Annotated in this window: 10 protein-coding genes and 4 pseudogenes; 10 read left to right on the forward strand and 4 right to left on the reverse strand. The window is 59.9% G+C overall.

Annotated features, from left to right (window positions below):
• The first annotated feature begins 109 nt into the window (after positions 1 to 109).
• Positions 110 to 687, forward strand: a pseudogene (locus ACAX43_RS28330) (recombinase family protein).
• 56 nt (positions 688 to 743) lie between these two features.
• Here the strand turns inward: ACAX43_RS28330 and ACAX43_RS28335 are convergent.
• On the reverse strand, positions 744 to 1,097 hold the full coding sequence (locus tag ACAX43_RS28335) for a hypothetical protein (protein WP_370711673.1): 354 nt from the start codon (positions 1,095 to 1,097) through the stop codon (positions 744 to 746).
• A gap of 212 nt (positions 1,098 to 1,309) precedes the next feature.
• Positions 1,310 to 2,296: a chemotaxis protein CheB gene (locus ACAX43_RS28340; protein ID WP_370711674.1), complete on the reverse strand. Its 987-nt coding sequence runs from the start codon at positions 2,294 to 2,296 to the stop codon at positions 1,310 to 1,312.
• A 265-nt stretch (positions 2,297 to 2,561) separates the two neighbouring features.
• Here ACAX43_RS28340 and ACAX43_RS28345 point away from each other — a divergent pair, with 265 nt between their 5' ends.
• The 5 genes from ACAX43_RS28345 to ACAX43_RS28365 all read left to right on the forward strand — a co-directional run bounded on the left by ACAX43_RS28345 (position 2,562) and on the right by ACAX43_RS28365 (position 8,206).
• Positions 2,562 to 2,780, forward strand: a complete 219-nt coding sequence (locus ACAX43_RS28345) for a ribbon-helix-helix domain-containing protein (RefSeq protein WP_370711675.1) — start codon at positions 2,562 to 2,564, stop codon at positions 2,778 to 2,780.
• A 137-nt stretch (positions 2,781 to 2,917) separates the two neighbouring features.
• Entirely contained in the window at positions 2,918 to 4,228 is a 1,311-nt protein-coding gene (locus ACAX43_RS28350; protein ID WP_370711676.1) for a CheR family methyltransferase, read from the forward strand.
• Positions 4,229 to 4,369: 141 nt separating this feature from the next.
• Positions 4,370 to 5,038, forward strand: coding sequence for a hypothetical protein (locus ACAX43_RS28355; RefSeq protein WP_370711677.1), 669 nt, complete (start codon positions 4,370 to 4,372; stop codon positions 5,036 to 5,038).
• A 29-nt stretch (positions 5,039 to 5,067) separates the two neighbouring features.
• Positions 5,068 to 6,636: an ATP-binding protein gene (locus ACAX43_RS28360; protein ID WP_370711678.1), complete on the forward strand. Its 1,569-nt coding sequence runs from the start codon at positions 5,068 to 5,070 to the stop codon at positions 6,634 to 6,636.
• Between the two features lie 274 nt (positions 6,637 to 6,910).
• Positions 6,911 to 8,206, forward strand: a complete 1,296-nt coding sequence (locus tag ACAX43_RS28365; RefSeq protein WP_370711679.1) for an NRAMP family divalent metal transporter — start codon at positions 6,911 to 6,913, stop codon at positions 8,204 to 8,206.
• A gap of 122 nt (positions 8,207 to 8,328) precedes the next feature.
• Here the strand turns inward: ACAX43_RS28365 and ACAX43_RS28370 are convergent, their stop codons facing one another.
• Positions 8,329 to 8,907: a hemerythrin domain-containing protein gene (locus tag ACAX43_RS28370; protein WP_370711680.1), complete on the reverse strand. Its 579-nt coding sequence runs from the start codon at positions 8,905 to 8,907 to the stop codon at positions 8,329 to 8,331.
• A 37-nt stretch (positions 8,908 to 8,944) separates the two neighbouring features.
• Here ACAX43_RS28370 and ACAX43_RS28375 point away from each other — a divergent pair.
• The 3 genes and pseudogenes from ACAX43_RS28375 to ACAX43_RS28385 all read left to right on the forward strand — a co-directional run.
• Positions 8,945 to 9,311 (forward strand): annotated as a pseudogene (locus ACAX43_RS28375) (hemerythrin domain-containing protein); the annotation flags it as partial.
• A gap of 359 nt (positions 9,312 to 9,670) precedes the next feature.
• A complete protein-coding gene (locus ACAX43_RS28380) occupies positions 9,671 to 10,195 on the forward strand; it encodes a ferritin-like domain-containing protein (protein WP_370711681.1) in 525 nt (174 codons plus the stop codon).
• Between the two features lie 781 nt (positions 10,196 to 10,976).
• Positions 10,977 to 11,171 (forward strand): annotated as a pseudogene (locus ACAX43_RS28385) (glutathione-dependent formaldehyde dehydrogenase); the annotation flags it as partial.
• Positions 11,172 to 11,186: 15 nt separating this feature from the next.
• Here the strand turns inward: ACAX43_RS28385 and ACAX43_RS28390 are convergent.
• Positions 11,187 to 11,538: pseudogene (locus ACAX43_RS28390) on the reverse strand (alcohol dehydrogenase catalytic domain-containing protein); the annotation flags it as partial.
• 481 nt (positions 11,539 to 12,019) lie between these two features.
• Here ACAX43_RS28390 and ACAX43_RS28395 point away from each other — a divergent pair.
• Complete coding sequence (locus tag ACAX43_RS28395) at positions 12,020 to 14,038, forward strand: ATP-binding protein (protein WP_370711682.1); 2,019 nt, start codon at positions 12,020 to 12,022, stop codon at positions 14,036 to 14,038.
• The last annotated feature ends 96 nt before the right edge of the window (positions 14,039 to 14,134 follow it).

The following is a 14,134-nucleotide window of genomic DNA, read 5'->3' on the forward strand; positions in this document are numbered from 1 at the left end:
GCTTAGTAAATGACCGTCAGAATCACCTGATTTTGACCGTCAAAAACGATGCCCTGCAAGGCCCGCCAGGACTGGGGGCTGGGCACCAGAATGGGAGGGGTTTTTGACCATGCGTGTAGCCGTCTATACCCGCGTGTCCACCCCGGACCAATCCACCGACCGGCAACGCCGGGAATTGTGCAACTACGCGAAAGCCCGCGGCTGGAAGATCGTGCGAGAGATGCAGGAAACCGCCAGCGGCGCGTCGCACAAGAGGCCGCTGCGCGAAGAGATCATGCAACTGGCGCGCACCCGTGCCGTCGATATGATCCTGGTCCAGGCCCTGGACCGCTGGGGGCACAGCGTGCAGGTTCTGATCCTGACAATGGCGGAACTGGAAGCGCTCGGAGTGGCCTTCGTGGTACCGGGCCAGATCGACATGAGCACGCCAATGGCCGGATGCAGGCGCATTTGCTCCCGACGGTCGCGGAATTCGAAAGGGAGCTTATTCGGGAACGTGTCCGCTCGGGCCTGGCCAATGCGCGCGCCAAGGGCAAGCGTCTCGGCCGGCCCAACGCGACACCGCACCTGGTGAACAAGGGCTTGTCCCTGATCAGGCAGGGCACGACCTACCAAGAGGCCGCCGAGCGATCGGGGGTGAGCATTTCTACGCTACTGCGCGCCCGCAGGAAAGGCAAGGCCGTCTGACAGTCGAAAAGTCGGTCAGTGACGCCGGCCCCCGGAATGGTTCACTCTCCCTGCCGCTAGAAGCCCATCGTCCAAGGAGGTAAAAGCAACCGGTCGAATTCCCGCTTCACGACGCCATAGCAATCGAATACGCGCCTTTCAATCTCACTCCAATCCAGCACTTCGATATATTCACCCCTCTCGCGGATCGGTCCGGCATCCAGCCAATCCGTGATCGCTGCCGTCACCCGCATCGTCGGATGCAAAGCGTATTGGCAATCAGTTCCCGCCTTATCCTCTGTTGCTTGGCGACCGACGGTCGATAACAAGCACCAGCCATCGACACAATTGCTCGTCCGCCGGGTGGCGCCCGTTGCAACGACGGTCTGGCGATCTGGGGTACCGTCAAGAATCGGATTTTTTGTACGCACCGACATATCTGTCAGACAGGGATCTGGCAGCTCGACGAAACGACGTCATGGAATGACGAAAGGGACTCTAATCTGAGTGCCGTTCTGAGCGCCGCCCGACGTCCGGTTGAGGCACAACCCAGGCTGTCTAGCAGCGGCCAGTAGTCTCATTCTGACAAATGACAGCGCGGCCGAACGGTGTGTAAAAAAGTCTATTCGGGACCAGGCTGGGATTACGTGTCGCGCACCGTTTTGAGCAGCAAGTCGTACGCGGCGTCTTCGGCACCTGCAAGTCTTTCGATTCGCGCGCTGTTTTCTGCCTGTTCCGAAGGATCGTCTATGTTTGCCGCCTGCTGTTTTGCCAGCGACAATCGCTCCTGAAGACCCCGAACAACAGACCACAGAGCGTTCTCGGTTTGTTCTCGCTGCACTTCTTCGAGCGAGAGAGCTGAAAAGGCGTGACCGGTATGACACCGATAGCGAAGGGGTGCGTTTTCACCAATGCGCCAGACAACGCCGCCGCATTCAGGACAAGTCAATGGGCTGCGAGTACCGATCGACTCAATCGTGTCGACGCTGGCCTTCCCCGACAATGCAATTTGCGTTTCGACCGCGGCGATGCGCTTAACGTTCGGCGCTCCAGGTTTCGCTGCTACAGGTTGATCCAACAGTCTGGCTACCCCAGAGGCGAGTTCAGCGACCGAACCAACGACGTCCGCCTTAACCGCGCGCAGCGCATTTTCAGGCATGCTGGGCGCAGCAGATTCTGCCGGATCCTGCACCGCAATGAATCCGCCACATGCATCGATTGCCTTAAGTCCAGCCGCGCCATCATCGAGGTGACCGGTCAGGATAATCCCGATCACGCGATCACCGTAGTTAATCGCAGCGGATCGAAATAAAGGGTCAGCCGCCGGACGAGTGAAATTCTCCTTGGGACCAGACGTCAGAAGCGTCTTACCGTCCTGAATTATCAGGTGACGGTCCGGCGGGGCAATATAAACAACAGAATCCTGAAATTCCTGTTCATGGACGGCATGCTGGATGCGTAAAGCGCAAGAGTTTTGCAGTACCTGCGGAAGGAGGCTGGGCTGGGCGCCGATATGCACCACGACGAAAACGGCCGCAGGCAGATCGGCAGGCCACGCTGATATAAGGCGCTTGAGCGCGGAAGGCCCCCCCGTCGAAGCCGCCACTACAATAATGTCGCGTTTTTTCACGGTACCCTCCGGATAATCCGATAACGCAAAAAAAGTGCCCGATGGCCATCAGGTTCGAAACTGGACGTTCCTTTTGACCTGCGCGAACTTTAGCCCGGCATCGCGTGAATTTTAGGGGCGTGTGACCTCACATTGGCGGGCCGGTTAATCACTTCGATTAGAATAACCTTACAGTGGGCTCGCTGCGCCGCAGCGATACAGAAAATTAACCGGGGCGACTCTGACGGAGTCTTACGGACGTAAATGCAAAGAGAGAGGCAGCGACATGACCGAATCGACCACCCGTGTCCTTACCGCCCACGTCCCTTTGCCGCTGGCGCAAAAGGTTGATCAGCTTGCCTCACGTCTGGATCGATCGCGAGGCTGGATCATCAAGCAGGCGCTTCTGGCATGGATTGAACAACAGGAACGGAATCGTGGCTTGCCCCCTGGCACGTTAGGCGAGGTTAATAGTCAGGGCGTAGCCGGTCACGAGAACGTATAAGGTGGCATGCGTCACGTGCGCTCCTGGGTTACGAAGACGCATTCTTGCAACATGTGGGTCGAAAGCCCCGATTGCGGCGTCGTGCTGCGTCGACACGCAGGCGGTCGACCCCGCGACTTCGCCGCTCTGGAGACAATGTGACCAATCCCGCAACGACGGCTACCGGAACGGCCCCGCCAATTTTTCCACTCGTCGGTATTGGCGCGTCCGCAGGCGGACTTGAGGCGATTTCGGAAATGATGTCCGAATTCCCTGCCGTGAGCGGGATGGCCTTTCTCGTGGCGCAGCATCTCGACCCCTCCCGGCAGAGTCTCCTCGCGGAGATTCTGGCCAAGCGCATCGCCGTGCCAGTCCAGGAAGCCGTCGACGGCATGGTGATTGAAGTAGACCATCTGTACACCATTCCCGCGAACAAACGGATGTTCGTGGTCGACCGCCGGATCCGTTTGCAACCGCGCGACGAGTCGCTCGGACCACCGATGCCGATTGACGATCTGCTCGAATCGCTTGCCAGCGACCAGGGGCCGAACGCCATTGGCGTGATTCTGTCCGGTAGCGGTTCTGATGGCGCGTTAGGTCTTCAGGCTGTGCAGGCTGAAGGAGGCTTCACGTTCGCCCAGGACGCGTCGGCGCTCTTTAACAGCATGCCGCATGCGGCAATCGGGCTGGTGCCCGGTGTAAAACGTGAGTCGGTCGAACCGGCCGAATCCAGCCTGCGCCCCATCTTCCGACTTCTGCAGAATGCCTGCAACATCGATTTCACCCGCTACAAACACGGCACGATCCAGCGCAGGCTGTCGCGCCGCATGGCATTGCGGCAACTGACCTCGATTGCACAATACGTTACCGTGCTCGAATCCGAGCCTGCAGAGACGCTCGCATTGGGGCGGGATCTGCTCATCCATGTCACCGAATTCTTTCGTGATCCCGAAACGTTTGAGGTGTTGACCCAGAGCGTTTTCCCCCGCCTCATGGCTGACGAGACTGTAACGACGTTACGCATCTGGGTGCCAGGATGTGCGACTGGCGAGGAAGTCTATTCGATTGCCATATGCCTGCTTGAATACCTCGGCGACCACGCGAAAACCCCATCGGTCCAGATCTTCGGCACGGATGTCAGTCCGGAAGCACTGGAAACGGCCCGCGCCGGCCGGTACATCGAGAACATCGCGCGAAACGTGTCGCCCGAGCGTCTGGAGAGGTTTTTCGTGCGTGACGGCGAGCACTACTGCGTTGACAAGGCCGTAAGGGACCTCTGTACGTTTGCGCGCCACGACGTGGTGAGCGATCCACCGTTTTCACGGATGAATCTGGTCAGTTGCCGTAACCTGCTGATCTATCTGAGCGCGTCGGCGCAGCGCAGCGTCATGCCACTCTTTCACTACGCGCTTAAACCGGATGGCGTGCTGATGCTAGGCCCCTCCGAGACGGTCGGCGCCTTTTCCTAGCTCTTTGGCGTTATCGAGAACAAGCGCAGCAAGCTGTACAGCAAAAAACCCCGCATGGGACCACCTGCCGAGATGCATCTCGCGTCAACGTTAGTCCCTTCAACCGCCGTCCGTTCCCGGAGCGTGTCGGGCGGCGATTCAGTGCCGGACGACGCATCATTGCTTCGCGCCGAAGTTGATCGCGTCTCGCTTGCCCGGTATGTCCCGCCGTCCGTGCTGTGCGATGATGATCTGAACATCATCGAATTTCGGGGCGACACCTCTGCCTATCTGGTCAACCCGAGCGGTCCCCCGAGCACGAACCTCCAGCGACTCGCCAGACCGGAGGTGTTTCCTGCCCTTAACGACGCGATCAGGCGGGCGCGTCAGGAGGGAGTTGCTGTTCGCAAGGCCGACCTCCAAACCGGTAATACTGGTGGCCCGGTGACTGCAAGTCTTGAAGTGCATCCGGTTCAGACCGCTGCAATGGAAGGCCGCTGGTTCCTGATTTTTTTTGAGGGCTTGCCGCAAAGTCCGGACGCGTTGCCGGTGCAAAAAGACGAAACGTTGAAGGCCCTCATGTTGCAGACGCTACGCCAGCGTCTGGGGCGCAAGGTTGCCGCGCAGGGCAAGGATCCAAAAGACGAAGAAATCGCCCGACTGACCGCCGAGGTGGGTGCCATGAGAACGCAGCTTCGAACGATGCTCGAGGAACATGAGAGTGCGCGCGAAGAGCTCAAGTCAAGCGAAGAAGAGCTGCATCGAGTAACGAGGAATTCCAGAGTACCAATGAAGAACTTGAGACCGCCAAGGAAGAACTTCAGTCGCTGAACGAGGAACTGTCCACCACCAACGACGAGTTGCGCTACCGCAATCACGAACTCAAGAACCTTCACGGGGACGTGGTCCGGGCGCGCGATTACTCGGACGCGATTATCGACACGATGTCGGAACCGCTGCTTGTCCTGGAGCCAGACCTGCGTGTGACGCGGGCCAACCGCGCGTTCTACCAGACCTTTCAAACGACATCCGAGAGCACGATCGGTACGATGCTTTATTCGCTGGGAAACCAGCAGTGGAATATTCCGCCCCTGCGCCAGTTGCTCGAAAAGATTCTGCCGCAGACAGCGGTCGTTCGCGACTTCCTGATCACGCACGTCTTTGAGGATATTGGCTCACGCACGATGCGGCTGAACGCCGCCCGCGTGGTCGGACGAGTGCACGAACTGATCGTGCTGACCATTGAAGACATTACGCAGCATCACCTGTTAGTCGAACGACTGGAAGCGGCCGACCATCAGAAAGACGAGTTCCTCGCGATGCTCGCGCACGAATTGCGCAACCCGCTTGCGGCGATCAGTAACGGTCTGGAGATATGGGAACGGAAGGATGTCGATGCTGCCACTGAACTAAGTGCGCGAAACGCGGCAAAGCGGCAGTTGAAACACGAAATCGGCCTGGTTGACGACCTGCTGGACGTGTCGCGCATTACACGCGGCATCATCAAGCTCAAGGTCGAGCCGATCGATCTCGTGCAGATCGTGCGGCACGGGGCTGCCACCATGCGTGCGGAGATCGACGCCCGCGAGCACGATTTCATGCTTGCGCTGCCGGCTGAGGCCGTGGTGGTCGAAGGAGACGCGATGCGGCTCGAACAGATTGTCGTCAACCTGCTCGGCAACGCGATCAAATACACGTCGCCCGGCGGTAAAATTTCAGTCTCGCTCACCCGTGACGACGCTCAGGCAACACTAACGTTTGAGGACAACGGCATCGGCATGGCGGCGGATTTTCTGCCAACGATCTTCACCATCTTTGTACAGGCGGAACGCTCGCTTGACCGCAAGTCCGCGGGGCTGGGCCTGGGGCTCGCACTGGTGCATCGGCTGGTCGGCCTGCATCATGGAATCGTGCGAGCATCAAGCGAAGGACCGGGGCGCGGCAGCACGTTCGTTGTCCAGCTTCCAGCTCTTACAGCAACAGACAGCAGGCTGAGCCAGCCCCCGGCAGCCGCCCTATCGACCCCTGCGATTCCGGTGCCCCCTCAACGGATCCTCATTGTGGACGACAACACCGATGCGGCCGAAAGCACCGCAATGCTGCTCGGGCTGCAGGGACACAAGGTCGAGATCGCGGGGGACGGTCCATCTGCCTTGCTGCGTGCGAAGGATTTCCATCCTGGCATAGTGCTGCTCGATATCGGATTGCCGGACATGGACGGCTACGAGGTCGCTCGCCGACTGCGCGCGATATCCGGTTTCGCGGATACCATGCTCATTGCGCATAGTGGGTATGCTGGAGAAGAGCATCTCCAACGCGCGAAGCAGGCGGGTTTCGATCACCACCTGGTTAAACCCGCGAGCATCACCCAACTGAACGAACTGATCCTCTCCTACTGTGACCGAAGCGCGCCGCGTAATGCGCTATAGGGCATGCGCGCTTTCCCAGCCCGGCTCAAAACAAAACGCACATTTCTGGCCCGTCTCTTCCCATTTTGGGCCTGCAAGCCCCAGCGGGGCCCCGGCCATTCGTCCTTCGTGGTTGCATTTTTGGGCACGAGTATTGCTGTCGTTCTTTTGCGGCGTGGATCTTTGTCACTGGAAATAGAATGTCACGGCGATCCGGCCGCAGCAGCGCAGGTGCGCGACAATCGGCGACCGAGATGCTGGCAAACTGGCGCCTGGCCAGGCGGAGGGAGATCAGATGGAAACCAACCTCACCCCTTCCTCGGCGCCGGATCGCCCGGCCAGTCCCTGGCTTGAGAAACTCGGTCCCGGCGTGATCACGGGTGCCGCCGACGACGATCCGAGCGGCATTGCCACCTATTCGCAGGCCGGCGCGGCATTCGGCTACAACATCCTCTGGACGGTCCTCCTTACATATCCGCTGATGGTCGCGATCCAGATCATCAGCGCGAGGATCGGGCGCGTCAGCGGCCACGGACTGGCGACGAATATCCGCCATCATTATCCGGTTTCGCTCCTTTACGGCGCTGTCGTGCTGCTGCTCGTGGCAAATACCATCAACATTGCGGCCGACCTCACCGCGATGGGCGCGGCCGTCAATCTGGTGGCGGGGGGCCCGACGCGGATCTATACGATCGGACTGGCCGTGTTTTCGCTGGGGCTGCAGGTCTTCGTGCCGTACAAAAGCTACGTGCGGGTGCTCAAATGGCTCACGCTTGCGCTATTTGCGTATGTGGGCGTCGTCTTCGCCGTGAAGATTCCGTGGATGACCGTTGCAGCCCGGACCGTGTTTCCCCATCCGTCGTGGAGTAGTGTCTATCTCACTACCGTCGTCGCAGTGTTCGGCACAACTATCAGCCCCTATCTGTTCTTCTGGCAAGCCTCACAGGAGGTCGAGGAACTGCAGGCCGCGCACGGGCAGCGTCCGCTGAGGACGGCGCCCCGGCAGGCGGTGGCGAATCTCAGGCGCATCGGATCCGATACGCGGGTCGGTATGGCCTTCTCGAACCTGATTGCGTTCTTCATCATTCTCACGACCGCTGCGACCCTCCACGCGCACAACGTGACTGATATCCAGACGTCGTCGCAGGCGGCCTCGGCACTCAAGCCGATTGCGGGGCAATTTGCATTTCTGCTGTTCAGTCTCGGCATCATCGGTACGGGACTGCTTGCGTTGCCGGTTCTCGCCGGCTCCGCAGCTTATGCAATGGCGGGCGCGTTCCGGTGGAAAAACAGTCTGGAGTTGGCTCCCCGGCTGGCCAAGCGTTTCTACGGGATCATCGTGCTTGCCACGCTGGTGGGCCTCGCGCTTGGCTTCACATCGATCGACCCGATCAAGGCGCTTTTCTGGAGCGCGGTCATCAACGGCGTGACGTCGGTCCCGATCATGGTGCTCACCATGAAGATGGCATCGCATGCGGACGTGATGGGGAAATTCACCATTCCGGGCAGCCTGCGGGCCGTCGGGTGGCTTGCGACCGTCGTGATGGGAGTGGCGGTTACGGCAATGTTCGTACTGCTAGTGATTCATTAAGCAGGGACGGGCGGCTGGCCAGCAGTATGTAATCCGGCAGACGCTCGCGTAAGGCGCGGGACCGTCGTGCTGGGTCTTTTCGAGGCTCGCAGGGCAAATAGGATAGGGAGGCCTGCGAGAACTCAGCGAGCCGTCCTGCGCCGGCGTCCCAACCTGGCAGCGCCCAGCAGGGCGAAGGCGCCAATGGCAAACGTCATCAAAGGAAATGTCCCCGCCGTATTCACCGCGATTTCGCCCGGTCGCTGCGCCAGGAGCGCAAGCCTTCGGCGTGTCATTCGCGACCCGAGAGCTCGCAACTCCGCGTTCATCGTTTTTTCCGCCTGCGGCAGGAGGATCGTCTCCTCGTCAGCGACGTGGTGCATGACTTCCCGCATGAGCGTCATGAACAGCACGTCGTATTCGTTAGTGCCCGGCTCTGTGCTTCGAAGACTCGCAATTGTCGCTCTCATCGCGTCGTGTTCGGGAACGCTTTTGTCGAGCGCCACTTCCGCTACGCCAGCGGCTCTGAGCGCGGGATAAAAAATCTCTTCTTCGAGTTGCGCGTGAATTTCCAACGCGGCGCAGGCAACGTTGACGATGGCGGTTTTGCGCCAACGGGGCGAGTCGACGTGATAGCGATGAAACGTTGCTAGCACATGCATGTGATCAAGGCGGATCATGGCGGTGATCCGCGGCGACGGCATCGATTGCATCAGTGACATGAGTTGGCTCCGGCACTCGTTGCGGGGGAGGTCCCCGATGACGCGATTCTCTCCCACTTTCGCCAGGGGAACGGGCTGTCCACGTCGTCGTGGCAGCCGATGCGCACTTGCATTGTCGCTCAAAGATCATCGGGCGGTTGAAAAGCTTTTTTCTGCGTTTGAAAAGACCTCCGACGACGATCTCGGCGCCAAGGGGACCCTGGCAAAACAGGCCTGCGAGGAATTGTCCATTCACACGATGATCGAAGAAGAGCTTCTGTATCCAGTTTTCCCACGAAGCATTGACGGGTGACGCGCAGAAGGATGTCGACGAAGCCTATGTCGAGCGCTTTCTTGTAAAAACGCTGATCGGGAAATTCACGACGCTCAAGCCTGGCGCCGAGGGTTTCGACGCAACATTCAAGGACCGAGAAGCATTTTCAGACGGAGTGCGGACTTCCCACTTCCCAAGGCGAGCGTAGCGATTTACAACGCTTACGCGAAAACCATGCAAGAAGGGCGTTGCCTGGGGTTCTCTGCACCACGACAGATGCGGAAAGGCCGGGGGAAAAGATCGACAACCCCCCCGCAGACCCTAGGGCCCGCCGTCATTTCGACGAGCGTACTTCGCCGCCGCAGGAGATCGTGTTTGAATAGATCGCTGACGATAGTCACCAGCGATTTCCCGAGGCTCTGGTCGCTGGCCCCTCAGGCATGTCGAATGCGGCGCGACTGGTACTCCGCACCTGTGGGCTGCGGCACGAAACAGAGTCAGGAGAAAGACATGAGTACGAAGACGCTGAAGGATTTATTCATCCATTCGCTGTCCGACATCTATAGCGCCGAAAAGCAGATGACCAAGTCGCTGCCTAAAATGGCGCGAGCGTCGACCAGCCCGGGCCTCAGGTCGGCATTCGAGAAACACCTTGAGGAAACACATGGTCAGATTCAAAGGATCGATCAGGTCGTCGAGGCAACCGGAATCAAGCTCAAGCGCATCAAGTGCGTGGCCATGGAAGGTCTTGTCGAGGAAGGCCAAGAACAGATTGAAGAGATTGAGAAAGGCGCCGTTCTGGATACCGCTCTGATCGCAGCCGCCCAAAAGGTCGAGCACTATGAAATCGCTTCGTATGGCTCGTTGATAGCTCTGGGCAAACAGCTGGAGGAGACGGAGGCAGTCAACCTTTTGATTGAAACCCTGAAGCAGGAGAAGGCAACCGACGAAGCACTTTCGCTGTTGGCAGCAGAGAAAGTGGCGGCCGAGGCGTTAGGTGGTAATCGAGGCAAGAAGGCAGGGAACGCACTGTAATACGGCGCGCCATCCTTGTCCATGTGTCGATCCGTGCCGTTGGGTGGTGACGGATGACGGTGGCGATAGCAGCGGACCGGCAATCTATCGGCAGGCTCGGCCTCCTTGGCCCACGCATATCAAAAGGGTCTGACCGGGAGCCGCTCGGATTTGCTCGGGCGCAAACTTGTGCAGACGCTCGGCCCAGGTCGCGTCGGCTACCGCCGTAGGACCGGCGGTAGTTGATTGTCCGCGGGAGGGGGCAAGCCTGCGTTACCAAATTCGTTTGACGACAGCCGTCGTGGCGTACCCATTGAACACTAGATCGCAGCACAGCGTCCGCAGGGCATCGCTCGACTTCGTCTGCAGTTCAATGATCAGGGGGTTTCCTCGCCGTCCAATGGATTGTTAGTCCTCCTTGGTCGAATTCCTGCGATTCTGCCATTCGCACAACAGGGGCTGATACGGGAGCGTGAGCAATCCCCGTGCCGTGCGACGACGGTCAGCGGACCATGTGCTAGGGCTCCGATCATCTTTCAGGCTTGGGTGCGCTCAAGAATCGGAACTTTTGCGCGCTTGCTGCCCGAGACGTCTTAGCGGGTAAGGCTTTGTATGTTTCTAGTCTCGCCTTCGAGGAGCCGCGCGGAAAAATGGCAGGATGCGATATGTGCAGCAAGGTTTTCCTCGGCGAAATTGATGACCTGGCCTCATGGGACGCGCCGTCTCGAGCCGGTCGGGCAGCCGGTCCACTGCTATCACCCGTCCGGCGCCGAGCAGTTTCGAAGTCGACCGGCCCATTCACGGTCTTCAGGCCGAGTATGCCCGCACTCCTTTTGCCAACGCCAGCCTGATCCGGTTGCCCGACAGCATCGACGAAGACAGGGCGATCCCTGCTGTCTGACATCTTTCCAACCGGCCTTCCGTGCGCAGCGTGCGAAATAACGCCGGGCGATACTGTCGCGTCGCGGTGTTCGGCGCCGGCCCTGTTGGCCAGTTCGGCCATCGCCGTGCGCACCGTCGAAGAACGCGGTACCGGCGAGAGAGCCGTTCGGATTGGCCGTATCGCACTGCGCGGTGTAGCCGGCGCGACAGTTAGAACAACAACCGCAGGAAATGCCGACGGGATCAGGACGCGGTCACCGCGTCGCAGGTTCCGCACCGCACGCGGACTTCCTCCACAATACCAATGCCTTCGTCGCCAAGGATGGTCCCGGCAGCATGCCGCCAAGCGTACCGCGCACCATGGGCAGGTCCGTTCCGCAGATCGCGCTTGCCGTCAGCCGTACGATTGCATCGTTGTCGTGCTGTAAGCGAGGATCCGGAACTTCATCCAGCGAAACATTCCCAATGCCGTTAAAGACGATTGCTCTTGTGTCAGGCTCCTTTTCAGGTTGAACCCGACAGCCAGCAGTTGATGTGCCCGCATAAGCGAGGCGAGCCGTGATAGTGCGCATCTTCTTCGGCCGGTTGTCGTCACGCGCTGGTTCGCCGAGCACGAACCTGCTGGCAGCAGATCAGAATGTTGGTCAATTGCAGGCTGGGGGAGTCGGACGTGACAGACGGAACAAGGGACCGGCTGGTGGATGGTGCTGCGATTCTTCGGCGGTTCATACGGGAGAGTCGCGGCGCGCACAGGCGTGGCATGGTCTATGATAATTGTACGCAGCCGCAGGTCATGCACGGACTGGGGCTGCGATTCACCGCGCGCGGTCCCATTTCGCGCAGACAGCCTCTCACAGTCGCATTCCCTACTGCGCCTTCGCTCGACGCGAGTGCCTATTTCCCGTTTGTGATCCGCCGGTCGCCGCGGCCGGATGTTCGGCAAGCCCAAAGTCGAAGGACGACATGAAAGCGAAACGTAGCGAGCCGTTTCGGGAACTGCCCCTGCACTTGGAGAGAAAGCGCGATCTTGTGACACGCCGGTGGCTGAGCGCCGTCCTCGACGATCCCGCGATGCCGCAGGCGCAGCGATTGACGACCGAGCAGCTCGTTGACCATTTGCCCGCGATCTATTCGGAAATCTGTGACGCGCTGAAGTGTCAGTCCGCTCGTCGGGCTTCTGGCCGCATCGAGCGTGACGCCCGTAATTACGGTCACTACCGCTGGATGCAGGGCTTCCAGCTTGATGAGCTCTATCGGGAACTGGACCTGCTCCGAAAATGTGTGCAGGATCTCGCGAGCGATTATTTTTCGAACGTCGCGGGCCGGTCTCGCAAGCTCGAGGTTCAGGCACAACGCACCATTGAGGAGCTCTTCGGCGCAATTATCCACAGCGCCATCCGCCAACTCATCCAGGAGCAGGACCAACGGCTCGAAGAATCGCTTCAGGCGCGTGATCGTGCAGAGGCAGCCCGACAGGAAAGCGAGGAGCGGTTGCGGATCGCAGCGGCCGCAGCGGGCCTCGGAATATTCGAGTGGGACCTGGAAAGAGGCGCCGGTGTGTGGGAGAACGCGAGGATGTATGAAATCACCGGGCAGCGGCCGACGGATGGGCCGCTCTCTGGCGATGAGTTCATGCGTGCCGTTGTTCATCCCGACGACGTCGCTGAACTGGCGCGGCAGTTTGATGCGGGCCAGGTGCCCGGCCAGCAGATCAGCGTAACGTTCCGGATCCATCGCAAGAACGATCAGGCCCTGCGCATCCTCGAGCTGTGCGGACGATTCCAGTTCTCCGACGCCGGCGCGTCTCACTGTTTTACGGGAACGCTCGCCGATATTACGGAGCGCAGGAAGGCGGAAGAATCGCTGCGGGAGGCAGACCGACGCAAGGACGTTTTTCTCGCCATGCTGGCGCATGAACTGCGAAATCCGCTGGCGCCCATCCGCAACGTCGCACAGGTCATGAAGGACCGGCGTGAAAGCCTGCCCTCGGACATACAGTGGGTGCAGGAAGTAGTCGAGCGACAAAGTCAGCATCTGTCCAGCCTGATTGATGACCTGCTCGATGTTTCACGGATCACGACCGGGAAGATCAAGCTCAGGATGGAAGTCGTCGATCTGCAGCAGACCATCTCTCATGCGGTTGAGATCGTGAGGCCACTCGCCGAAGCGCGCCATCATCGACTGGTGATCAATCCTGCCGAGAGGCCTGTATTCGTGGACGCCGACGTGACCCGGCTCGCGCAGGTGATGTCCAACCTGCTGGATAACGCCATCAAATACACCAACGAACATGGTGAAATCAGCATCAGCGTGAGGGTTACCGACAGCTCCGCTGTCATCGCGGTGGAAGACAACGGGATCGGGATCGCTCCCGGCGACCTGCCTCATCTTTTTGACCTGTTTGTGCAGGTCGACCCGCTCACCCGGCAATCGAGCACCGGCCTTGGCATCGGACTCTCTGTGGTTCAGTCGATCGTTCAGATGCACGGGGGCGACATCTCGGCGACGAGCGCGGGGCCGAGGCGCGGGAGCCGCTTCAGCGTTCGACTACCACTCGCGAAGCCGCCGGAACCGGGGGGCGACGCAATAGGCGCGGCCAGTGGGTCCGCCAGCCGGCACCTCCAGATCCTGGTTGTTGACGACAACCGCGATGCGGCAGATTCACTCGCGATGGTCCTTCGCATGAACGCGCATGAGGTCCGGGTAGCGGAAAACGGGCCAACCGCGCTCGAAGCGGCCGCCGCCTGGTCGCCCGACGTCGTCCTGATGGATATTGGCATGCCCGGGATGAGCGGTCACGACGTCGCGCGCAAACTCAGGACCTTACCGCACTCGCGCGACGCAACAATCATCGCGCTCACCGGATTCGGCACGGAGGACGATATCACCCGGTCGAGTGAGAGCGGTTTTGCGCGGCACCTCGTCAAGCCGGTAGACCCTGAGATGCTGCTGGGCCTGTTGAATGAGATAGGGCTACAGTAGACGCAATCGCAAGGGGTTTTCGCGCCCTCGCTCGCGGAGTGCGCCAAGGCCCGGTTCAGCTACGATCGCGATGAATCGCTCGGCCGACACAGCGGA

The sequence above is a fragment of the Paraburkholderia sp. IW21 genome (assembly GCF_041321145.1).
Taxonomy (GTDB): Bacteria; Pseudomonadota; Gammaproteobacteria; order Burkholderiales; family Burkholderiaceae; genus Paraburkholderia.